Source organism: Streptomyces lavendofoliae, from assembly GCF_014649735.1.
In the GTDB taxonomy this organism is placed as follows: Bacteria; Actinomycetota; Actinomycetes; order Streptomycetales; family Streptomycetaceae; genus Streptomyces; species Streptomyces lavendofoliae.
Genome location: NZ_BMTP01000023.1, coordinates 22,391 through 44,829, shown reverse-complemented (window position 1 = coordinate 44,829; position 22,439 = coordinate 22,391). Strand labels below are relative to the sequence as shown.

Sequence of the window (22,439 nt, the reverse complement as noted above, 5' to 3'; positions counted from 1 at the left end):
GGCCGGCACCTCGGCCGCCCGTCGCACCGGCGGCGCTAGCGGGTGCCGGCCAGTGCCCTGGCCGCCCGCCGCACCGGGCCCTTGCGCACCACCGGGCCCAGGAGCCGGCCCACCACGCCCCCGGGCCGCCAGCACAGCTGGAGCCGTCCGGTCTCCCGCCCCTCCGGCTCGACCAGGACGCGGTGGCGCCCGGCCCCGGCGACCTCGAACGGCGTGAAGTCCAGCGGCGCGAGCAGCACGCCGGTGTTCCCCGCTCCCCCGCCCGGACGCCCGTCGGTGACCTCCAGCACCGGGTGCCGCACGCCCCGGAAGCCGTGCGGCGGCAGCGTCGCGTCGGCCGGGCGGAGCCGTACGGCGCCCTCGAAGACGCCCCGCCCCGCCGGGTCCAGCCGCAGCGGCACGGTCAGCCGCCGCCCGGCGGGCGAGACGTGCAGGCGGGCCGGCACCGGGGCCAGGGGGAGCCGCCGAGCCGGGTCGTAGGTGCGCACGGCCAGCTCCACGGTGCCGTCCTCGCCGTGCGCCACCCGGGTGATCTCGTGCCGGAAGCGGGCGAACGCGAACGGGCAGCCCGCCAGGTCCAGTTCCGTCAGGTCCAGGTCGGCCCGCCCGGCCTCGGTGCGGGGCGGCTCGGCGCCCCAGTACGTACGCCCCCGCGCGTCCGTGACCGTCCGGCGCGGGCCGACGCCCTTGCCCAAGCCCCGGGCGGCGAGCCGGGCCTCCTCGTACCGGCCCTCGCGCAGCAGCCCGACCACGACCCGCTCGTCGCGCCGCATCCGCCCGAAGGCGGCGTCGGACAGGCCCTCCAGGTACGGCAGGACCTCGGCCGCGAACTCCTCGACCCAGGCCGGTTCCCGGTAGGGCAGGTCACCGGCGTACAGCCGCAGGTCGTGGGAGAGGAACTTGTGGTCCTTCTCCTCGCGTACCGCGTCCGGCACCTCCTGGGCGGCCAGGAACTCGTCGATCAGCCGCGCGACGGTGATCCGGTCGCGGACGTTGGAGATCAGGTGGCGCCGGTTGGAGATGGTCGCGGCGTCCGCCGCCGCGTGGGGCGCGATGTACCAGCGGTAGACCGGCTCGGTGAGGACGGTGAAGGCGCGGGCGAGGGTGTACGCCTGCGCGGTGAACAGCTGGTCCTCGTAGTGGAGTCCCTCGGGGAACCGCAGGCCGTGCCGGTCCAGGAACTCCTTGCGGTACATCTTGTTGGTGGACAGCGGCTCGAACAGCAGCCGGGGCTCGTCCCGCAGGCCCCGCACCGTGCGCCGCCGGGTGAACAGGTGCGCCATCCACGGGGAGACGTCGCCGGTGTCGGTGCGCACCCGCTCGACCGCTCCCATCGCGAAGTCGAGGTCCGCCCCGGCGTGGGCGGCGAGCAGCAGTTCGCAGGCGCGCGGCGGGAGTTCGTCGTCGCTGTCGAGGAACATGAGGAACGGGGCGCGGGCGGTCTCCAGGGCGCGGTTGCGGGGCGCGCCGCAGCCGCCGCTGTTGCGCTCCAGCCGCAGTACCCGGACGCGGTCGTCCTGGGCGGCGAGTTCGGCGGCGACCCGGGGGGTGGCGTCGGTGGAGTGGTCGTCGCTGATGACGATCTCGATGTCGCGGTGGGTCTGGGCGCGTACGGAGGCGACGGCGCGCGGCAGTCGTTCGGCGTCGTCGTGGACGATGACGACGACGGTCACGTCGGGCTGGGCGGTCATCGGCGGGTGGCCTCCTCCGGCGTGGGGGCGGGGGTGCGCCGCTCCAGCGGCAGGACGGGCGGCAGGCTCTCCTCGCCCTCGCCGAGGAAGACGCGGCGGACGACCCGCTCGGCGGCGCGCCCGTCGTCGTACTCGCAGAACCGCAGGCGGAAGTCGTGGCGCTGTTTGGCCGCCGCCTCGTCGCACCAGGTGCCGTCGCGCAGGATCTCGGTGAGTTCGTCCTGGCCGCGGGTGACGTGGCCGGGCGGTTCGGCGGTGATGTCGAAGTAGACGCCTCGGGTGGCGGTGTAGGTCTCCCAGTCGTCGGTGTGCAGGACGATGGGGCGGTCGAGGTTGGCGTAGTCGAACATGATCGACGAGTAGTCGGTGATGAGCGCGTCGGCCGCGAGGGCGAGTTCCTCGACCGGTTCGTAGCCGGTGACGTCGAGGACGCGGTCGTGGCGGTGGCCGGGCAGCCGCTCGTGGAAGTAGTGGCCGCGCACGAGCAGGACGGTGTCGTCGCCGAGGGCGTCCGCGAGCCGGGGCAGGTCCAGGCGGGGCGTCCAGCGGGTGCGGGGCTGGTGGTCGCGGTGGGTGGGGGCGTACAGCAGGGCGCGGCGGCCGGGTTCGATGCCGAGGCGTGCGCGGGCGGCGCGGACGTCGGCGGCGGTGGCGCGGTAGTGGATGTCGTTGCGCGGATAGCCGTAGTCGAGGGACCGGTAGCCGGCGGGGTAGGCGCGCTGCCAGGTCTCGGTGGAGTGGCTGTTGGCGGACAGGCTGTAGTCCCAGCGGTCGACGCGCTCCAGCAGGGCTTCGAGGTTGAGCCCCTGGGTGGCGGCCGGGTGGTCGCGCTGGTCGACGCCCATCCGTTTGAGGGGGGTGCCGTGGTGCGTCTGGAGGTGGACGCTGCCGGGGCGTTTGACGACGTCCTGGGGGAAGTTGACGTTGTTGACCAGGTACTTGGCCCGGGCGAGGACGTCCCAGTAGCGGGGCGTGCCGGGGACGACGTGGTCGGTGCCGGGCGGGAGGAGGGGGACGCGGTCGGGCTCGGCGATCCACACCTGGTGGATGTCGGGCGCGAGTTCGGCCAGCTCGGCGGCGATGGCGGCGGGGTTGCAGTGGACGCCGCGCCCCCAGTACGCGGAGAAGACGGCGAGGTCCTGGTCGATGCTCCGGCGCAGCCGGGCCCGGTAGCGGTGGCGGGTGCGCAGGGCGGTGACCTGCTCGGCGCGGGCGACGGTGACGGCCTGGACGGCGCGGCGTTTGTCGTTGGCGATGCGCAGCAGGCGATAGCCGAGGTGGGCGCCCCGGCCGAGGAGGACGTGGCGCACGCCGTCGAGGCCGCCGGGCCGGTGGTGGCCCTCGGGGCGGAAGCGGGCCGTGTGGCGGGCGGCGCGCCGGAAGTACTCGGTGAGCAGGGCGGGCGGCAGTTCGTCGCGCCGGGCCAGGGTGGCCAGGTAGTCGCCGACCATCCGGTCGTAGAGCCGGGTGCGCAGCGCGGGCGGCGCGTCGGCGGCGTGGGCGAGCTGGTGGAGGCGTTCGTACTGGCCGAAGGCGGCGAAGTGGTGTTCGGGGCCGGTGGCGCGCCGCTGGCTGGGGCGGTCCTTGTGGCGGACGAGGCCGACGGTGGTGCAGGCGGTGATCCGCCGGGCGAGGAGGAGGACGGCGTACGCGAGGTAGAGCTCGTCGTGTCCCTCGGTGCCGACGAGCTCGGGGTGCTCGGCCAGGAGCCGGGCGCCGACCAGACGGTTGCCGAGGAGCGGCGCGAGGTCCAGGAGGGCGGGGTGGTCGGCGAGGGTGGTGGGGCCGTGGGCGCCGGTCTCGGCGAGGAGGGCGGTGGAGTCGCTGGGCACGGCGTCGTCCCACCAGTGGGCGTGGTGGTGGTCGAGGAGGACGACGTCCGGTGCGTCCCGGAGGGCGTCGAGCCTGGCGGTGAGGGCGGCGGCGGCGCCTTCGGGCAGCCGGTCGGTGGCCGGGTGCAGGAACTGCAGGTACGCCCCGGTCGCGGCGCGGGCGGCGGCGGCCCGGGCGGTGGCGGTCGGGGCGTCCGGGGCGACGGGGACCACGGTGACGCGCGGGTCGCGCAGCTCGTGGCCGGCGGCGAGGGCCCGGGCGGGCCGGTCGGTGTCGGCGACGGTGACGACGATGTCCAGGTCGGGCGGGGTCTGCGCGGTGACGCTGTCCAGGCAGGTGCGGAGCCGGCTGAGGGGGGCCTGGCCGGACACGATGACGCTGAGTGCGGGCATGGGCGTTCGGTCCTTCCGAAGTGGGTCAGTTCCGTTGGCCGAGGAAGACCGTCAGGAGGCCGATGACCACCAGCAGCGAGCCGGCCCAGGTCCACACCGAGGTCCGCTCGTGCAGCAGCGTGGAGCCGGCCAGCACGATCAGCAGATAGCCGAGGGCGTTGAAGGGGTACGCGATGGACAGCGGGACCCGGGCGAGGGTGGACATCCAGGCGACGGCGGAGATCGCGAACACGGCGAGGCCCACCACCACCCAGGGGCTGGTCGCGGCGCGGACCGCCAGTGAGCCGCCGGCCTTGGCGGCGCCGGTGGCGGCGGCCTGCATGCCGTGTTTGAGCATGATCTGTCCGGCTGCCGAGGAGAAGACCGCGAACAGCAGCAGTACCAGGCTGGGCAGGGTCAAGGTCCGCCCCTCAGACGCCGACGCGGTGGGTGGCGGTGTCCACCGGGACGAACTGGCGGTTGAGGATGTCCTGGACATCGATGTGCTCCCCAGCGATGATCGTCCGCGCCGCATGCGGGGTGAGCAGTGCGACGTACTGGTAGCCGAAGAGGGTCGGGCGGAGACGGGTCAGCAGCTTCGACACCCCGCCGAGGACCGTGGCCGGCGGTCCGCCGCCGAGCACGGACCAGAAGGGCGCGCCGGTGGCGCTGATGGACAGCACGTCGTACCCGGCGGCCCGCACCGTGCGGCGGAGGCTGGCACGGCTGAAGAACCGCAGGTGGGTCTCGTCGAGGATGCCGCGCCGGTCGTAGTCGAAGATGCCGAGGGCGACGCGCAGCCGTGAGTACCAGTGGCCGAAGTTCGGTACGGACAGCAGCACGTGCCCGTCGGGGCGCAGGACGCCGCGCAGCTCGTCGAGGAGGCGTTCGGGGCGGGAGAGGTGCTCGATGACGTCGCCGGCGACGACGTAGTCGTACCCCTCGCCGATGTCGTCGGGAAGCCCTTCCTCCAGGTCGGCGAGGTGGAAGCCGCCCGAGCACCTGTCCCGTACGCCCTCGACCTCGACGCAGTCGACGCCGGTGACCGTGTGGCCGAGGGCCTCCAGGCGTTCGGCGAACGCGCCGCCGGAGCATCCGACGTCCAGGACCCGGCCGGGCGGCAGGCCGCGCATCCGGTCCAGGATGACGGCGTGCGAGGAGCCGTCACCCTCCTTGAAGGCGTACTCGACGGGCTTGGGGATCCAGCCGCACGTGCCGAACCCCTTCTTGGCGAGCCGGTACTCGAGGACGTCCTTGACCACGTCCTTCGCGTACCGCAGGCCGTTGACGTAGCAGATCTCGTCGCCGTAGTAGGTGGGGATCGGGATCTCGGCGATGCGCATCCCGGCGTCGGCCATCTGCACGATGATCTGGGTGTCGAAGTCGAAGGCGTCGGTGTTGCGCTCGATGGGCAGCCGCCGCAGGGCGTCGACCTTGTAGGCCCGGTAGCCGGAGTGGAACTCGGTCAGCTCCGATCCGAGCAGGGCGTTCTCCAGCCGGGTGAGGATCCGGTTGCCGAGCCACTTGTAGAGCGGCATGCCGCCGCGCAGGGCGTCGCGGGGCCGCATCATCCGCGACCCGAACACGGCTTCGCACTCGCCGCGCACCAGCGGTTCGACCATCTGGGGCAGCAGCTCCGGGGCGTACTGGCCGTCGCCGTGCAGCAGGACGACGATGTCCAGCCCGCGTTCGGCGGCGAGCGCGTACCCGGCCTTCTGGTTGCCGCCGTACCCGAGGTTCTTGGTGTGCCGCATGACGACGGTCGGCGGCATCCCGTCGAGCTGGGACCAGCGGCAGCCGGCGGTGAACGTCGCGTCGTGGCTGGCGTCGTCGAGGATCAGGATCTCGGCGATCCTCGGCCGGAAGTCGGCGGGGATCCGGTCGAGGGTCTTCTCCAGCGTCGCCTCCGCGTTGTACGCCACCACCAGGATGCCGATCCTGGGGCTGCTGCTGGGGCTGCTGAGGCCATCCGTCACGGGCTTCTCCACTCTCGCGGGGGGATCGGGGCGGGTCAGTCGGCGTGGGGAGCGGGCGCGGGAGCGGTTCCCGCCGCGTCCCGTGCGTCCGGTCCCGCCCCGGCGGCGGCCGGGGCGGTCGTGGGCGCGAGCCGGGCCGGGGGGAGCACCGCAGAGGCAGCGGGCGGGCGCCCGGCGGTCAGGGCGGCCCGGACCGCCGAGGCGACGCAGACGGCGAGGACCGCCCAGCCCAGGGCGCCGAAGGCCATCTCGGTGTCCGTCCAGTGCACCGGGCGCTGCCCGGAGTAGACCGACGCGGCGACGGAGCCGACGACGATCCCGTACGCCATGCCCTGCCACAGGCCGACGACGAACAGCCCGGCCGCCGGCCAGGCCAGGTACTGGACGCCCGACGCGGTGCTCAGCAACAGCAGCAGCCCGAGCGTGACGGCGACGGCGAGCGGCGCGTCGGCCGGGCGCCGCCAGGCCAGCCAGACGCCGACGGCCATGATCGCCGCGACGATCAGGAAGTGGCCGTCGCCGCGCAGCAACTGGACGTACGGCTCGGGCACGCCCGCCCAGCGGGCGAAGCGGACGAGGCCCCAGAAGCTGAAGTTGCCGCCCGCGTACTCCAGGACGTTCGCCTTGAGCCCGGCCGGCACGAGGGCGATGACCGGCCCCCACACGGTGAGGAACAGCGCGGCGAACCCGGCGGTGAAGCGCAGCAGGACGGGGCGGCCCCCGGCGCGCAGCGCGGTGGCGAAGAGCAGCGGTACGGCGACGACGGGGATGAGCTTGACGCTGATGCACAGCGCCGCCGCGAGCCCGGCCGCGACCGGCCTGCCTCGGTCGACGAGCAGGTAGGCGGCGGCGAACGCGAACATGACGGCGACCGAGTCGGTGTTGCCGTGGTAGCCCGAGGTGGCGACGAGCACCGGGCACAGCGCCGCGCCGACCGCGCAGCACACGGCCGTGCGCAGCCGGGCGGCCCGCCGCCGCACGATCGCGAACACCAGCAGGACGGTGACGAGGTCGGCGAGACACGCCGGGAAGCGGATCAGGGGCCGCCAGGGCACCCCCTGCTGGGCGAGCCACTCCAGCCCCAGCAGCATCCAGCCGGCCAGCGGCGGGTGGTTGTAGACCGGCAGCCACGGCATCTGCTCGGCGTAGACGCGTACCGGGTCCGTCCGGGCGATGGCCCGTGCGAATCCCCAGAAGAACCGCACGTCGGCGGGCCCGCGCGTGTGCGCCGCGAGTGCCATTTTCGACACGAACGCGACCACCGCGACGGCGATGACGACGATCCGGGCTTTCCGTACGTCCCGGGACAGAGACGACATTCGGACGTTCATGGTTGTCGAACGTAGCAATACCCACCACACGTAGCGAAGCACCTATTAACACACTTAAGGTGCGGAGCAGTTCACCGGATGGGTGCGGAATGGGCGTTGAGTGGGTGTTCGCGCACCGGGACGGAATCGCCGAATCACACGTATGGCCCAGGAATCGACGTAATTCGTGGCGCTCAACTCTCGTTCACATCCTGCACCTTGTCCCCGTCAGCCGAGGCAGACAGGCAGGCCAGTGAAGTGAAAGCACTCGTACTCTCCGGAGGCGCCGGCACCAGGCTGCGCCCCATCACGCACACGTCCGCCAAGCAGCTCGTTCCGGTGGCCAACAAGCCGGTGCTCTTCTACGGGCTCGAATCCATCGCCGCCGCCGGCATCCGCGAGGTAGGCATCATCGTCGCCCCCGACACCGCCGAGGAGATCCGGGCGGCCGTCGGCGACGGCTCGCGCTTCGGCCTCGTCGTCACGTACATCCCCCAGCACGCCCCGCTGGGCCTCGCCCACGCCGTGCTGATCGCGCGCGAGTTCCTGGGCGACGACGACTTCGTGATGTACCTCGGGGACAACTTCATCGTCGGCGGGATCACCGACCTGGTCGAGGAGTTCCGCGCCACCCGCCCCGCCGCGCGCATCCTGCTGACGAAAGTGCCCGACCCGCGCGCCTTCGGTGTCGCGGAGCTCGACGTCGACGGCCGGGTGGCCCGTCTGGAGGAGAAGCCGGCGAACCCCCGCAGCGACCTGGCGCTGGTCGGGGTGTACCTCTTCACCCCCGCCGTGCACCAGGCGGTGCGCTCCATCGAACCGTCGGCGCGCGGCGAGCTGGAGATCACCGACGCCCTCCAGTGGCTCATCGACGAGCACCGCACCGTCACCTCGACCGTCGTCTCCGGCTACTGGAAGGACACCGGCAACGTGGCGGACATGCTGGAGGTGAACCGGTCCGTCCTGGAACTCCTCAGCCCGTGCAACGAGGGGACCGTCGACACCGCCACCGAGATCATCGGCCGGGTGCGCATCGGCGGCGGCGCGACCGTGCGGGGCTCGCGGATCGTCGGCCCGGTCATCATCGGCGCGGGCACGGTCGTGGAGAACTCGTACATCGGCCCCTCCACGTCCATCGCGGAGAACTGCCGCGTCACGGACAGCGAGATCGAGTACTCCATCGTGCTCAGCGGCTCCTCCCTGCACGGCGTGGGGCGCGTCGAGGCCTCCCTCATCGGACGTAACGTCGAAATCACCCCCGCCCCGCCCATCCCGGCCGCCCACCGTCTGGTGCTCGGCGATCACAGCAAGGTGCAGATCTCGGCATGAACACCGCCACCCGTGTCCTGGTGACCGGCGGCGCCGGCTTCATCGGCTCGCACTACGTCCGTACGCTGCTCGGGCCCTCCGGCCCCGGTGGCACGCAGGTCACCGTCCTCGACAAGCTCACCTACGCGGGCAATCCCGCCAACCTCGACCCGGTGCGCGACCACCCCGGCTTCGGCTTCGTCCACGGCGACGTCTGCGACCCGGTCCTGGTCGACAAGCTGGTCTCCGAGCACGACCAGATCGTCCACTTCGCCGCCGAGTCGCACGTCGACCGCTCGATCGCCGGCGCCGAGGCGTTCGTGCGCACCAATGTGCTCGGCACCCAGACGCTGCTGGACGCGGCCGTGCGGAACCGTATCTCCACGGTCGTGCAGGTCTCCACCGACGAGGTGTACGGCTCGGTCGACACCGGCTCGTGGACCGAGGCCCAGCCACTGGGGCCCAACTCCCCCTACGCCGCCAGCAAGGCGTCGGCCGACCTGATCGCCCTGTCCCACCACCGCACCCACGGCCTGGACGTGCGCGTGACCCGCTGCTCCAACAACTACGGGCCATACCAGTTCCCCGAGAAGGTCGTCCCCCTGTTCATCACCCGGCTCCTCCGGGGCGGCCGGGTGCCGCTGTACGGGGACGGCTCGCACGTACGGGACTGGCTGCACGTCGACGACCACGTACGGGCGCTGGAACTCGTCCGCACCCGGGGCCGGGCGGGGGAGGTCTACCACGTCGGCGGCGGTACGGAGCTGTCCAACCGGGAGCTGACGGACCTGCTGCTGGAGGCGTGCGGCGCGGACCGGTCGCGGGTGGACCACGTCGAGGACCGCAAGGGACACGACCGGCGCTACTCGGTGGACTGGACGAAGATCCGTGACGAGCTGGGGTACCGGCCCGGCAAGGACTTCGCGACCGGTCTGGCCGAGACGGTCGCCTGGTACCGGGACAACCCCTCCTGGTGGCAGCCCCTGCTGGACCGGGCGGCGCTGTGACCTGGGTTGTCACGGGCGCCGGCGGGATGCTGGGGCGGGACGTGCTGACGTGCCTCGGGGACGGCGCGAGGGGCCTGACCCGGCGCGATCTGGACGTCACCGACCGGGACGCGGTCCTGGCCGCGCTGCGGGGGCTGCGCCCCTCCGTCGTCGTCAACTGCGCCGCGTGGACGGCGGTGGACGACGCCGAGTCGCGCGAGCCGGACGCCCTGGCGGTCAACGGGACGGGGGTGCGGCACCTCGCCGAGGCGTGCGCGCTCACCGGCAGCGCCCTGGTGCACGTCTCCACCGACTACGTCTTCGACGGCCACGCGCGCGTGCCCTACGCCGAGGACGCGGTGCCCGGCCCCCGCACGGCGTACGGTCGCACCAAACTGGCGGGCGAGCGGGCGGTCCTGGAGGTCCTGCCCGAGCGCGGGTACGTGGTGCGGACGGCGTGGCTGTACGGGGCGGGCGGCGGCAACTTCGTCCGGACGATGATCCGGCTGGCGGCGGCCCGCGAGACGGTCGACGTGGTCGACGACCAGCGCGGCCAGCCGACCTGGAGCGCCGACGTGGCCGCCCGGCTGGTCCGGCTCGTGGGCGCGCCCCCCGGCGTGTACCACGCCACCAACGGCGGGGAGGGCACCTGGTACGACCTGGCCCGAGAGACCTTCCGCCTCCTGGGCGCCGACCCGGCGCGCGTCCGCCCGGTCGCGAGCGCGGCGTTCCCGCGCCCGGCGCCCCGCCCCTCGTACAGCGTGCTCGGGCACGCGCGTTGGCGCGAGGCGGACCTGCCGGCGCTGCGCGACTGGCGGGAAGCGCTGCGACGGGCGTTCCCGGCCCTCCGGGCGGCCACACCGGGCTGAGGTGAGGCGTCGGGGCGGCCTCCCGCATCGCCGGCCCGCCGGTGTCTCAGGACCGCCGCGCGGAGCGGAACAGCCACAGGGCGGTCAGCAGCGGACTCAGGACCGGCCCGGCCCCGGCGAAGCACCGGACGGCCGGCCGGGGTCCGCGTCCAGCGCCTTCACCGGCCGCGCCACGGGACTCAGCGGTTCATGGCGACGGTCGCGGGGTCGACCACCTGTCCGGCGGGCGGCTCGGCGACGTCGACCTTCTCGTTGTAGTCGGTGAAGAGCAGCTCGCCGGGCGTCTTCCCGCCCTGGGTCGTCGCCTTGAGGACGTAGGGCTCGCCCTGGGTCGCCACGTACAGGGTGAGCTTCTCGCCGCCCGGCTGCCGCTTGTGGAGGGCGAGCGCCTCCTTGCCCTCGACGGTGGTGGTGGCGCCCTTCCGCATCCCCTTGCGCTCGGACTTGTCGCCGTCCATCGCGGCGAGCGCGGCCTGCTTGTCGCACATCCCCTGCGTACCGGCGGCCTGGCCCGGTGCGCTCTTCACCCACTTGCCCTGGAGCTGCGCGATCGTCTTGTCGGTGCCCGGCCGCCCCTGGAGGGCGCTCCTCCAGAACATCTCGTTGCCCTTGAGGTACACCGTCCGCCCGGTCTGCCGGACCTCGGCGGCGGCGCCCTGCCCGGACATCGTGCCGACGCAGTTGTCCTGCTCGTCGACCCGGAAGTCGACCGCGACGCTGCTTCCCCGCTGGTGGGCCGTGCCCGCCAGCCGGACCGACTCGGCGTCCTTGGTCGCCTCGATCGCCCGGGCCGCTATCTCGTCGGCGCTTCGCCCCCCGAAGGGCTGCTCGGGCGCGCTCTCGCCGCAGCCGGCGAGTCCGGTGACGCCCGCGCACACGAGGGCGGCCAGCACGGCGTTCGACTTCTTCCGGTTTCCGCGCATCACACGATCCTCCCCGGTCCCTGACGCTCCGCCGACGCCCCACGCGCCCGCGCTCCTGCCCATGCCCTTGCTCTTGCTCTTGCCGCGAGGACACGGCGTGGCCGGCGGCCACCGGTGCCTCCGCCGTTCGGGCGACGCCCACCCGACGAGCCCGAGCCGTGCGTGGAGACGTCTCACCCCGACTCCCTGGTGTCCGGCGCTTTTTGACTTCGACCCGTGTGCCCGGGAAACGACCGGCCATGACAACCCGCGGCCGGGGCTGTTGCCTTCCCGATCGGGGGTACACGGGGGTGGACGGTTCCGGACGAAAAGGAGACACGATGACCGACTCGTCGATGAGGGCCGTGGGCTGGGCCCGGTGCTTTCCCGTGTCGGGCGGTGTACGGGCCGGGCGGAGCTGGGCCCGCGAGCACCTGGAGTCGCTGGGGTGGACCCAGGAGGACCCCGAGACGGTGGACGACGTCCTGCTCACGGTGTCGGAGCTGATCACCAACGCCCATGTCCACGCGCGCAGTTCCGCGCAGCTGGTACTGACCTGGGACAGCCGGTGCCTGCACGTCAGCGTGCACGACGACGGCGGCGGGGTGCCGGCCCCGCGCAGCCCCGACACCACCTCGCCGGGGGGCCGGGGCCTCGCGCTCGTCGACGCGCTGTCGGACCACTGGCACACCCACGCCCAGCAGCACGGAAAGACCATCACCGCCTGTTTCATCCCGGCGGTCGCCTCATGAGAACGCGGGTACGGCCCGCCCCGGAAGGGGGCGGGCCGTACCCGTGACGGACCGGTGATTCAGTGCCGGAACGCGTCCTTGGTGTTTTCCTTCGCCTGCCGCAGATCACCCTTGGACTGTTCGGCGCGCCCTTCGGCTTCCATGCGCTCGTTGCCCGTGGCGCGCCCGAGCGTCTCCTTGACCTTCCCCTTGGCCTTTTCGGTCCGGGCCTGTGCCTTCTCGTCCGCTGCCATCGGAATCACACTCCCACACAATCGACTACGGGATTGCTGTGTCGTGTTGCCGGAAATCCGCCGGAACAAACCCCCGGGGAAAAATCGGATTCCTGCTGTGTGATCTTCTTTATGCCGGGCACAAGCTGCCTCGGAGGTTGATAATCATGGTCCCGCTTCTTCTCGTTCTTCTTCTCGCCCTGCTCCTTTTCGGTGCGGGTTTCGCCGTGAAGGTCCTCTGGTGGGTGGCGGCCATCGTGCTGGTCGTCTGGCTGGTCGGCTTCCTGGTCCGCCCGGCCGGTCACGGCGGCGCACGCGGTCGCTGGTACCGCTGGTAGTTCGCAGTCCGTACGGGCGCTGACGCCCCGTCACCCGGATGCCCGGGTGCCACCTCGGTCGAGGTGGCACCCGGGCATCCGCGCGTTCCGGACCCGCCCTGCGGATGCGGGTTCCGGGTCCGCCGGCGGGGCGGCCCGGTCAGTGGCGTGTCGCGGGGACGCGCGGCGGTGCGTCGGCGGCGCCCGCCGCGTCGGCGCGCAGCCCCGCGTACCAGCGCGAGCAGGCGTCGTACGCCGGCAGCAGACCCGTCCGCTCGGCCTCGGCGAGCGAGGGCGCGGCGGCGTCCTTCGCCGACAGCACGGGGGTGAGCCCGGCCGGCCAGCCGATGCCGAGGCCGGGGTCGAGCGGATGGACGCCGTGCTCGCGGGCGGGGGCGTAGCCCTGGGAGCAGAGGTACACGACGGTGGCGTCGTCGGTGAGCGCCATGAACGCGTGCCCGAGCCCTTCGGCGAGGAGGACCGCCCGGTGCTCGCGGTCGTCCAGCCGCACCGCCTCCCAGGCCCGGTAGGTCGGCGAGCCGGTGCGGAGGTCGACGACCACGTCCAGCACGGCGCCGCGCACGCACGTCACGTATTTGGCCTGGCCCGGCGGTACGTCGGCGAAGTGCACACCCCGCAGGGTGCCCCGGGTGGAGACCGAGCAGTTCGCCTGGGCGAGCCCGAGCCCGTACCCGGCCGCCTCGTGGAGTTCGGGCGCCCTGAACCACTCGTGGAAGCTGCCGCGGTCGTCCCGGAAGATCCGCGGCTCCCTCACCCAGGCGCCTTCGATGCTCATCTCGCGCACGCTCGCCCACCGTCCTTTCGTGTCGGCAGGCTCAACCCCGGTGGGCGCCGGGCGTCACCGCGGTGCCGCCGACCGGGTGACGGCCGTGGAGCGGGGTGGGGCCGGGCCCCCGGGGAGCGGCGGCGTCAGGCGCGCAGCGCCGCGACCGCCGAGGCCGCCAGGTCGTCGAGGTACCCCTCGGGCAGCGGCGTGCGGACCACCACCAGGCGCCAGTAGAGCGGCCCGACGATCAGGTCCAGGGCGCGGTCCGGGTCGGCGCCCGGGGGCAGTTCCCCGCGGGCGACGGCGTCGCGGACGACGAGCGCGGCGACGCCCTGCTGGCCGTCCAGCAGGGCCGCCTTGATGGTGTCGGCGATCTCGGGGTGGCGGGCCGCCTCGACCAGGAGGTCCGGGATGACCTGGGAGGCGACCGGGTGGCGCAGCGCGTGCGCGGCGACCTCCAGCAGGGCGCGGACGTCCCCGTACAGCGAGCCGGTGGCGGGGGCGGGGAGGCCCTGGGCGGCGAAGGCGGTCAGCAGGTCGAGGACGAGCGACAGCTTGGACTTCCAGCGCCGGTAGACGGCGGTCTTGCCGACGCCCGCCCTCCGGGCGATCCCCTCGATGGACATGCGGGCGAAGCCGACCGCCGCCAGTTCCTCGAAGACGGCGGCACGGATGGCCTCGGTGACGTCCTCCCGGAGTACGGCGGCTCCGGCGGGCTGCCGGCGGGGCGGCGGTGTGCTCATGCCCGGGATCATAGCGCCACCCCCACGTGACGACGGGACGGTTGCGTTCCGTCGTCGGGTCGGCCTAGGCTCCACGTAGCGACGAAACGGTCCCGTTCCGTCGCACCCGCCCGCACACCGAGGGAGACCGCCTGGTGAGTACGCCGACACTCGCACCCCCGCCGGTGCGCCACCGCGAGGAGGACGGCCCGGGAGGCGACCACGGGGAGGACCTCCGCGCGCTCGCCCTGCGCCACGGACTCTCCGTCAGCGGCGCGCGCCCCCCACTGCCCGAGTACACCCGGCAGCTGTGGTCGAGGCGGCACTTCATCACCGCCTTCGCGACCGCCCGGCTCACCGCCCAGTACAGCCAGGCCCGGCTGGGGCAGGTGTGGCAGGTGATGACCCCGCTGCTCAACGCGGCCGTGTACTACCTCATCTTCGGCGTCCTGATGAACACCAGGGCCGGTGTCCCCGACTTCGTGCCGTTCCTGGTCACGGGCGTGTTCATCTGGACCTTCACGTCCAGTTCGATCACGGCGGGGACGCGCGCGATCAGCGGCAACCTGGGGCTCGTACGGGCCCTGCACTTCCCGCGCGCCAGCCTCCCCGTCTCGCTCGCGCTCCAGCAGCTCCAGCAACTGGTCTTCTCGCTGTGCGCGCTGGTGCTCATCCTGTTCTGCTTCGGTGTCACACCCGGCTGGTCCTGGCTGCTGGCCGTCCCGGCCCTGTTCCTCCAGTCCCTGTTCAACACGGGCGTGTCGCTGGTGCTGGCACGGCTCGCGGCGCGTACGCCGGACATCGCCCAGCTGATGCCGTTCCTGCTGCGCACCTGGATGTACGTATCCGGCGTGATGTGGAGCGTCGAGCACGTCCTGGCGAACAACCACCTGCCGCACGCGGTGCTGCTGGTGCTGGAGTGCAACCCGGCCGCCGTCTACATCGACCTGGTGCGCTTCGCCCTCATCGACAGCTTCACCGCCGCCCAGTTGCCGCCGCACGTGTGGGCGGTGGCGACCGGTTGGGCGCTGGTCGCCGCGGTGGGCGGGTTCGTGTACTTCTGGCAGGCGGAGGAGACGTACGGCCGTGGCTGACGCGCAGACCGAAGAGCGGGTGCCGACCGTCGTCGCCGACGGGGTGCACATCACCTACACCGTCCAGGGCGCAGGCCGCGCGGGCCGGGGCGGCGCGACCGCCGCGCTCGGCCGGATCCTCTCCCGCGACCGCACGGCGCCCGGCACCCGGACGGTGCACGCCGTCAAGGGCGTCAGCTTCGCCGCCCACAAGGGCGAGGCGATCGGGCTGATCGGCTCCAACGGCTCGGGCAAGTCCACCCTGCTCAAGGCCATCGCCGGCCTGCTCCCCACCAACGAGGGCCGGATCTACACCCGGGGCCAGCCGTCACTCCTGGGGGTGAACGCCGCCCTGATGGGCGACCTGACCGGGGAACGCAACGTCATCCTCGGCGGCCTCGCGATGGGCATGTCACGCGAGGAGGTGAAAGAGCGGTACCAGGAGATCGTCGACTTCTCGGGCATCAACGAGAAGGGCGACTTCATCTCCCTGCCGATGCGGACCTACTCCTCCGGCATGGGCGCCCGGCTGCGGTTCTCCATCGCCGCCGCCAAGTCCCACGAGGTCCTGCTCATCGACGAGGCCCTGGCCACCGGTGACGCGTCGTTCCAGCGCCGCAGCCGGGAGCGCATCAGCGAGCTGCGCGAGGAGGCCGGGACCGTCTTCCTCGTCAGCCACAGCAACTCCACCATCCGCCAGACGTGCGACCGGGCGATCTGGCTGGAGGCCGGACGGCTGCTGAAGGACGGCCCGGCGGGGGAGGTCGTTGACGCATATGAGGCACACACCAGGAAGAAATAGGTCATAGCGGGCTAAAGTTCCCTGCGATGACCATCACCAGGATCAGCGCACGCCGCACGCCCATCTTCACGGACCGGTCCTCAGCTCTGCCGCTGACCGCCGTGTGGGCCTTCACGCGCGCCGGGATGCTCCTGCTCCTGTGGCAGGACACCCTCGGCATCGGCGGGATCGGCCGCGAGGTCTACCTGCTGTACCGGCACTGGTACCAGCAGCTCTCGCAGGGCACGTTCCCGCCCGACGACGTCACCTGGCAGTACCCGCCCGGCGCGGGACTGGTGTTCCTGGCCCCGGGCCAGATCCCGGAGCTGACGTACTACCAGGCGTTCGTCGCCCTCACGCTGCTCGCCGACGCCGTGGTCGCCCTCGCCCTCGCGCGGGCCGGCACCAGCGGGGCCTGGCTGTGGGTCGCCGGCCTGCCGCTGCTCCTGCACCTGCCCCTGGCGCGGTACGACGTCCAGGTCACCGCCGTCGCGGTGCTCGGGCTGCTGGCGCTGCGGGGCGGGCACGCCCGGCTCGGCGGCGCGCTGGCCGGGCTGGGCGCCATGGTCAAGGTGTGGCCGCTGCTGACCCTGCTGGGCACGCCCCGGGGCCACCTCACGCGCCGGGCGTGGAGCTCGGCGCTGGTGGCCGCGGGCGTGCTGGGCGCGGTCCTCGCGCTCGGGTTCACGCACACCCTGGACTTCACGCGCCAGCAGGGCAGCCGGGGCGTGCAGATCGAGTCGGTCGGCGGCACCGCCCTGTCGCTGGCGCGGCTGGCCGGGTGGTGGCCGGGCGAGGTCCGCTACCGGTACGGGGCCTTCGAGCTGGCCGGGCCGTACGCCTCCAGCGTGGCCCACTTCGCGCTGCTGCTCACCGCGATGGCGTTCTGCTGGCTGCTGCTGTGGCGGGTGCGGTCGTGGCAGTGGAGCGCGGCGACCCCGGTGGACGCCGCGTTCGCCGCGGTCCTGCTGTTCACGGTGACCAGCCGGGTGATCAGCCCCCAGTACATGGTGTGGCTGCTGGGCCTCGGGGCGGTGTGCCTGACCTGCCGGGACACCAGCCAGCGGGCGGTCGCGCTGCTGATGCTGCCCGCGGCGGCGCTCAGCGCGCTGGCGTACCCCGTCCTGTACGACGACGTCATCGCCGTGACCCCGCTCGGCTGCCTGGTGGTGGCGCTGCGCAACGCGCTGCTGGTGGCCGCCGCGCTGCTGTCGTGCCGGCGGCTGTGGGCGGACACCGTGCCGGGGCCGCCGTCGCTCAAGGGGCTGTGACACGCGCGAGGGGCGCCCCGCCGGTGACCAGCGGGGCGCCCCTTCGTCACGTACCGGGGGCGGTCAGCCGTGCGTCCGCAGCAGCGTCCGCATCGTCCGCATCGCGACCGACAGGTTCGCCAGGTCGAACGCGTCCGATCCCTGGATCTCCTCCAGCGTCGTGCGCGCCCGGCCGAGGATCGCGGCGTTGCGCTGCTCCCAGGCGGTGAACCGCTCCTCGGGCGAGGAGGTGCCGTTCCCGGCGGACAGCACATCGGCGGTGAGCGCCGCGTGGGCCGCGTACAGGTCCTCGCGGATGGAGGCACGGGCCATCGACTGCCAGCGGTCGGCGCGCGGCAGCTCGATGATCCGGTCCATCAGCTGGGTGATGGAGAGCCGGTCCGCCAGGTCGTAGTAGACCTCGGCGACCGCCATCGGGTCCTTGCCCGTCCGGTCCGCGATCGCGACGATGTCGAGCGTCGGGAACGCGGACGAGAAGCCGGCCACCCGCAGCGCCAGCTCCTCCGGGACGCCCGCCGACGTCAGCTCGGCGACGATCGACTCGTACCACTCCAGGTCGGCGCCGCGCAGCATCTGCGGCAGCTTCGCCCAGACCTGCTCCACGCGCTCGGCGAAGAACTCGACGGTCTCGGCGAGCTGGACCGGCTGCGGCCGGTTGCCCAGCAGCCAGCGCGTACCGCGCTCGACCAGGCGCCGGGAGTGCAGCCGGATCCGGGTCTGGACCTCGGCGTCCACCTTGTTGTCCAGCGCCTCGACGGCGTCCCACACCTCGCTGAGGCCGAAGATCGCACGGGCGGCGGTCTGCGCCCGGACGATCTCCTCGATCGAGGCTCCGGTCTCCTCCCGCAGCCGGTGCAGGAAGGTCGAGCCACCCGCGTTGACGGTGTCGTTGACCAGCACCGTCGTGATGATCTCGCGGCGCAGCGCGTGGGCGTCGATCTGGTCGGCGAACTCCTCGCGCAGCTTCGACGGGAAGTACGCGTGCAGCAGCTCGCGCAGGTACGGGTCGTCGGGCAGGTCCGTGTGGATCAGCTCGTCCGCCACCGTGATCTTGGTGTACGCGAGGAGGACGGCCAGCTCGGGCTGGCTCAGCCCCCTGCCCGCGTTGAGCAGCTCGCGGATCTGGCGGTCGTTGGGCAGGAACTCCAGCGCCCGGTCGAGCCGGCCCTCGCGGCCCAGACGGCGCATGAAGCGCTGGTGGGCGTGGAGGAGCGACGCCGACTGCTTGACGGCGTTGGCGAGCGCCACGTTCTGCGCGTAGTTGTTGCGCAGGACGAGGGAGCCCACCTCGTCGGTCATCTCGGCGAGGATCCTGTTGCGCTGCTTGACGGTCATGTCGCCGTCGGCGACCAGGCCGTTGAGCAGGATCTTGATGTTCACCTCGTGGTCGGAGGTGTCCACGCCCGCGCTGTTGTCGATGGCGTCGGTGTTGACCTTGCCGCCCTCGCCGCCGGGACCACCCTTCGAGGCGAACTCGATCCGGCCGAGCTGGGTCAGGCCCAGGTTGCCGCCCTCGCCGACGACCTTGACCCGCAGGTCCTCGCCGTTGACCCGGATGGCGTCGTTGGCCTTGTCGCCGACGTCGCCGTGCGACTCGGTGGCCGCCTTGACGTACGTACCGATGCCGCCGTTCCACAGCAGGTCCACCGGCGCCTTGAGGATGGCCTGCATCAGTTCGGCGGGGGTCAGCTTGGTGACCGCCCCCTCGATTCCGAGGGCCGCCCGCATGTGCCCGTTGACCGGGATCGACTTGGCCGTACGCGGGTGGATGCCGCCGCCCGCGGACAGCAGCTGCTTGTCGTAGTCGGCCCAGGAGCTGCGCGGCAGCTCGAACAGGCGGCGCCGCTCGGCGTACGAGACGGCCGCGTCCGGGTTCGGGTCGATGAAGATGTGCCGGTGGTCGAAGGCCGCGATCAGCCGGATGTGCTCGCTCAGCAGCATGCCGTTGCCGAACACGTCTCCCGACATGTCGCCGACGCCGACGACCGTGAAGTCCTCGGTCTGCGTGTCGTGGCCCAGCTCCCGGAAGTGCCGCTTGACCGACTCCCAGGCGCCGCGGGCGGTGATGCCCATGCCCTTGTGGTCGTACCCGGCCGAGCCGCCGGACGCGAACGCGTCGCCGAGCCAGAAGCCGTAGGCGACCGCGACCTCGTTGGCGATGTCGGAGAACGTCGCCGTGCCCTTGTCGGCGGCGACGACGAGGTACGTGTCGTCCTCGTCGTGCCGGACGACGTCGGCCGGCGGGACGACCTCGCCCGCCACCATGTTGTCGGTGATGTCGAGCAGCGCCGAGATGAAGGTCCGGTAGCTGGCGATGCCCTCCGCCATCCAGGCGTCCCGGTCGACGGCCGGGTCCGGCAGTTGCTTGGCCACGAACCCGCCCTTGGCGCCCACCGGCACGATGACGGTGTTCTTGACCATCTGCGCCTTGACCAGGCCGAGGATCTCGGTACGGAAGTCCTCGCGCCGGTCCGACCAGCGCAGGCCGCCTCGCGCGACCTTGCCGAAGCGCAGGTGGACGCCCTCGACGCGCGGCGAGTACACCCAGATCTCGAACGCCGGGCGCGGCGCCGGCAGGTCGGGGATGGCCTGCGGGTCGAACTTCATCGACACGTAGTCGTGCGGCGTGCCGTCGTCCCTCTTCTGGAAGAAGTTGGTCCGCAGCGTGGCCTTGATGACGGTGAGGAAGGACCGCAGGATCCGGTCCTCGTCGAGCGAGGCGACCTGGTCCAGCGCGCCGTCCAGCTCCTCCAGCAGCCCGTCGGTCAGCTCGGTGCCGGCCCGCTGCCGCTCCGGCGACATCCGCGCCTCGAAGAGCGAGACCAGCAGGCGGGTGGTGTGGACGTTGTGGCGGAGGGTGTCCTCCATGTAGTCCTGGCTGAACGTGGAACCGGCCTGGCGCAGGTACTTGGCGTACGCCCGCAGCACCATCGCCTGCCGCCAGCCCAGGCCCGCGCTCAGCACCAGCGCGTTGAAGCCGTCGTTCTCCGCGCGGCCGGTCCAGGTGGCGGCGAACGCCTCCTGGAACCGCTCGCGGGCGTCGTCGGCGAGGTAGTCGCCGCTGCCCGCGCCGTGCGGCATGCGCATGCCGAAGTCGTAGACCCACGCCTGGGCGCGGTCCGCGCAGCGCAGCTCGTACGGCCGCTCGTCGACGACCTCGACGCCCAGCCGGTTGAGGACGGGCAGGACGGCGGAGAGGGAGATCTGGTCACCGGTCTTGTAGATCTTGAACCGGCGCTCGCCCGGGCCCGCGCCGACGGGCTCGTACAGGGAGAGCGCGAACTCCTTCTCGCCCCGGATCAGCTGCTCCAGGTGGGCGAGGTCGGCCACGGCGGCGCGCGGGGTGTGGTCGGCCTTGTACCCCTCGGGGAAGGAGTTGCCGTACCGGCGCAGCAGCTCGGCGGCGCGCTCCTCGCCCACCTCGGCGTTGAGCGCCTCGGCGAAACCGTCCTCCCAGGAGCGGGCGGCCTCGACGAGCCGGGCCTCGATGCGCTCGGTGTCGGCGTCGGTGAGCGGGGTCAGCTCGGTGCCCTGCGGCACGCGGACCACGAAGTGGAGCCGGGAGAGGATCGACTCGGTGTTCCAGGCGGTGAAGTCGACGCTGGTGCCGCCGAGCTCCTCCTTCAGGATGTCGATGATCCGCAGCCGGACGGTGGTGTTGAAGCGGTCCCGCGGCAGGTAGACGAGCGCGGAGTAGTAGCGCCCGTACTCGTCCTGGCGGAGGTAGAGCCGCAGCTTGCGGCGCTCCTGGAGGTAGAGCACGCTCGTGGCGATCGACTCGAGCTGGTCGACCGGCGTCTGGAACAGCTCGTCGCGCGGGTAGGTCTCCAGGATCTGGAGCAGGTCGCGGCCGTCGTGGCTGTTGGGCGAGAAGCCCGCCTTCTCCAGCACCTCGGCCACCTTGCGGCGGATCACCGGCACACGGCGCACGGACTCGGTGTAGGCGGCGGACGAGAACAGGCCGAGGAAGCGGCGCTCGCCGACGACGTTGCCGTCCACGTCGAACTTCTTCACGCCGACGTAGTCGAGGTAGGACGGCCGGTGCACGGTGGCGCGGCTGTTGGCCTTGGTCAGGATGAGCAGCTTGTGCTCGCGCGCCTTGGCGCGGGCGTCGCGCGGCAGCCGGTTGAAGGAGGGCGAGACGGGGTGCGCCTCGTCGTCGCTGTGGTGCGGGTCGGAGCGGAGGATGCCGAGGCCGGTGCCGGGCACGGCGGCCAGCGCGTCGTCGCCGGTCAGCTCGTACTCGCGGTAGCCGAGGAAGGTGAAGTGGTCGTCGGCCAGCCAGCGCAGCAGCTCGCGGGCCTCCTCGACCTCGGAGTCGCGCAGGTCGTCGGCGATCGGCTCACGCGGGAGGTCGTCGGCGATGCGCAGCGCGGCGTCGCGCATCTTCTCCCAGTCCTCGACCGTCTCGCGGACGTCGGACAGGACCCGCAGCAGGTCGGCGGTGATCTGCTTGAGGTCGGCGCGGTCGGTCTCGCGGTCGATCTCGACGTGGATCCACGACTCGGTGAGGGCGTCGTGCGTGGCCTTCTCGTCGCCCCCGTCGGGCAGCACCTCGATGAGCCTGCCGGTCACGTCGCGGCGGACGACGACCTGCGGGTGGATCACGACGTGGATGCCGCGGCCCTGCCGGGACAGCTCGTTGGTCACCGAGTCCACGAGGAAGGGCATGTCGTCCGTGACGACCTCGACGACGGAGTGGCTGCACGTCCAGCCGTTCTCCTCGACGGTGGGCGTGTGCACCCGGACGCTGGCGGTGCCCTGGGGGCGGTTCTCGGCCAGCCGGTAGTGCGAGAGGGCCGCGCCGAAGACATCGACCGGGTCGCGGTCCGTGAGGTCCTCGGGGGCGGTGTGCAGGTAGTAGCGCTGGAGGTATTCGAGGACGATGTCCTGGTCCGGACGCTCCGCGTCCTCGGCCCCAGTCTGGAGTTGCCCCCCGACCGGGCTGTTCTCAGCTACCCGGGCGGCCCGTTCGAGCAGCTCGGCCTTGGCTTCGTCCAGCTTGGTCTGCATGTCCTCTGGCTCCTGTCGCGCGCCGTTGCGTGACGTAGGTGGAAGAAGTGACACAACGCCACGACGCGGGGTATCCGGTCGGAGACGACGCTATGCCGCGATGAGAGATGTCCGGGCCGTTATTGGCCAATTTTGGCGACCGGGCCGGATGGAACGGGTCAGCGGTCGCCCGGGCACGGTGGCACTCCGGGCGCCGGCCGGGGGCTCCGCTGCCCCCATGGCGTATCGCGCTGATCACGGGTCCAGGCTATCGCTCCTGCCCCCC

General features: G+C 72.4%; 18 protein-coding genes. 8 read left to right on the top strand and 10 right to left on the bottom strand.

All coding sequences use genetic code 11. The features are described 5' to 3' along the window. Positions 1-35: 35 nt before the first annotated feature. From IE109_RS30315 to IE109_RS30295, 5 genes are read right to left on the bottom strand one after another with little or no spacing between them, the layout of a single operon-like run. Positions 36-1,691: a glycosyltransferase family 2 protein gene (locus tag IE109_RS30315; protein WP_189554565.1), complete on the bottom strand. Its 1,656-nt coding sequence runs from the start codon at positions 1,689-1,691 to the stop codon at positions 36-38. Beyond that, a complete protein-coding gene (locus IE109_RS30310) occupies positions 1,688-3,916 on the bottom strand; it encodes a CDP-glycerol glycerophosphotransferase family protein (RefSeq protein WP_189554564.1) in 2,229 nt (742 codons plus the stop codon). Before IE109_RS30310 ends, IE109_RS30315 begins: the two co-directional genes overlap by 4 nt. 25 nt (positions 3,917-3,941) lie before the next feature. Then, entirely contained in the window at positions 3,942-4,316 is a 375-nt protein-coding gene (locus tag IE109_RS30305) for a DMT family transporter (RefSeq protein WP_229891738.1), read from the bottom strand. 10 nt (positions 4,317-4,326) lie between these two features. After that, positions 4,327-5,871 carry a bifunctional glycosyltransferase/class I SAM-dependent methyltransferase gene (locus IE109_RS30300; RefSeq protein WP_189554563.1) on the bottom strand — a complete coding sequence of 515 codons (1,545 nt, stop codon included), beginning with the start codon at positions 5,869-5,871 and terminating at the stop codon, positions 4,327-4,329. Between the two features lie 35 nt (positions 5,872-5,906). Further along, the gene (locus IE109_RS30295; protein ID WP_189554562.1) at positions 5,907-7,190 is read right to left on the bottom strand and encodes a glycosyltransferase 87 family protein; all 1,284 of its coding nucleotides are present in this window, start codon (positions 7,188-7,190) and stop codon (positions 5,907-5,909) included. Positions 7,191-7,439: 249 nt separating this feature from the next. Between IE109_RS30295 and IE109_RS30290 the strand changes: the two genes are divergently transcribed. Genes IE109_RS30290 through rfbD form a run of 3 tightly spaced genes read left to right on the top strand, consistent with a single transcriptional unit; the run spans position 7,440 to position 10,344 of the window. Next, the gene (locus IE109_RS30290; protein WP_189554561.1) at positions 7,440-8,510 is read left to right on the top strand and encodes a glucose-1-phosphate thymidylyltransferase; all 1,071 of its coding nucleotides are present in this window, start codon (positions 7,440-7,442) and stop codon (positions 8,508-8,510) included. Beyond that, entirely contained in the window at positions 8,507-9,496 is a 990-nt protein-coding gene (rfbB, locus tag IE109_RS30285; protein WP_189554560.1) for a dTDP-glucose 4,6-dehydratase, read from the top strand. The genes IE109_RS30290 and rfbB overlap by 4 nt, the downstream gene beginning before the upstream one ends. Beyond that, positions 9,493-10,344 (top strand): dTDP-4-dehydrorhamnose reductase, encoded by an 852-nt coding sequence (gene rfbD, locus IE109_RS30280; protein WP_189554559.1) that lies wholly within the window; start codon positions 9,493-9,495, stop codon positions 10,342-10,344. The genes rfbB and rfbD overlap by 4 nt, the downstream gene beginning before the upstream one ends. Positions 10,345-10,523: 179 nt before the next feature. Here rfbD and IE109_RS30275 read toward each other — a convergent pair whose 3' ends face one another. Continuing rightward, positions 10,524-11,267, bottom strand: a complete 744-nt coding sequence (locus IE109_RS30275) for a hypothetical protein (RefSeq protein WP_189554558.1) — start codon at positions 11,265-11,267, stop codon at positions 10,524-10,526. Positions 11,268-11,587: 320 nt separating this feature from the next. Between IE109_RS30275 and IE109_RS30270 the strand changes: the two genes are divergently transcribed. After that, positions 11,588-11,998 carry an ATP-binding protein gene (locus tag IE109_RS30270; RefSeq protein WP_189554557.1) on the top strand — a complete coding sequence of 137 codons (411 nt, stop codon included), beginning with the start codon at positions 11,588-11,590 and terminating at the stop codon, positions 11,996-11,998. A gap of 59 nt (positions 11,999-12,057) precedes the next feature. Here the strand turns inward: IE109_RS30270 and IE109_RS30265 are convergent, their stop codons facing one another. Then, positions 12,058-12,231 (bottom strand): CsbD family protein, encoded by a 174-nt coding sequence (locus IE109_RS30265; RefSeq protein ID WP_189554556.1) that lies wholly within the window; start codon positions 12,229-12,231, stop codon positions 12,058-12,060. A 146-nt stretch (positions 12,232-12,377) separates the two neighbouring features. Between IE109_RS30265 and IE109_RS30260 the strand changes: the two genes are divergently transcribed. After that, on the top strand, positions 12,378-12,548 hold the full coding sequence (locus IE109_RS30260) for a hydrophobic protein (protein WP_189554555.1): 171 nt from the start codon (positions 12,378-12,380) through the stop codon (positions 12,546-12,548). A gap of 139 nt (positions 12,549-12,687) precedes the next feature. Here IE109_RS30260 and IE109_RS30255 read toward each other — a convergent pair whose 3' ends face one another. Both IE109_RS30255 and IE109_RS30250 read right to left on the bottom strand, forming a co-directional pair. Further along, a complete protein-coding gene (locus IE109_RS30255; RefSeq protein ID WP_189554554.1) occupies positions 12,688-13,332 on the bottom strand; it encodes a dTDP-4-dehydrorhamnose 3,5-epimerase family protein in 645 nt (214 codons plus the stop codon). Between the two features lie 125 nt (positions 13,333-13,457). Further along, on the bottom strand, positions 13,458-14,057 hold the full coding sequence (locus IE109_RS30250) for a TetR/AcrR family transcriptional regulator (RefSeq protein ID WP_229891736.1): 600 nt from the start codon (positions 14,055-14,057) through the stop codon (positions 13,458-13,460). A 164-nt stretch (positions 14,058-14,221) separates the two neighbouring features. Between IE109_RS30250 and IE109_RS30245 the strand changes: the two genes are divergently transcribed. From IE109_RS30245 to IE109_RS30235, 3 genes are read left to right on the top strand one after another with little or no spacing between them, the layout of a single operon-like run. Then, the gene (locus IE109_RS30245; protein ID WP_189554577.1) at positions 14,222-15,130 is read left to right on the top strand and encodes an ABC transporter permease; all 909 of its coding nucleotides are present in this window, start codon (positions 14,222-14,224) and stop codon (positions 15,128-15,130) included. Further along, the gene (locus tag IE109_RS30240; protein WP_189554552.1) at positions 15,123-15,911 is read left to right on the top strand and encodes an ABC transporter ATP-binding protein; all 789 of its coding nucleotides are present in this window, start codon (positions 15,123-15,125) and stop codon (positions 15,909-15,911) included. The genes IE109_RS30245 and IE109_RS30240 overlap by 8 nt, the downstream gene beginning before the upstream one ends. 26 nt (positions 15,912-15,937) lie before the next feature. Further along, positions 15,938-17,161, top strand: a complete 1,224-nt coding sequence (locus IE109_RS30235) for a glycosyltransferase 87 family protein (protein ID WP_229891734.1) — start codon at positions 15,938-15,940, stop codon at positions 17,159-17,161. 63 nt (positions 17,162-17,224) lie between these two features. Here IE109_RS30235 and IE109_RS30230 read toward each other — a convergent pair whose 3' ends face one another. After that, positions 17,225-22,174, bottom strand: coding sequence for an NAD-glutamate dehydrogenase (locus IE109_RS30230; RefSeq protein ID WP_189554551.1), 4,950 nt, complete (start codon positions 22,172-22,174; stop codon positions 17,225-17,227). Between the last annotated feature and the right edge of the window lie 265 nt (positions 22,175-22,439).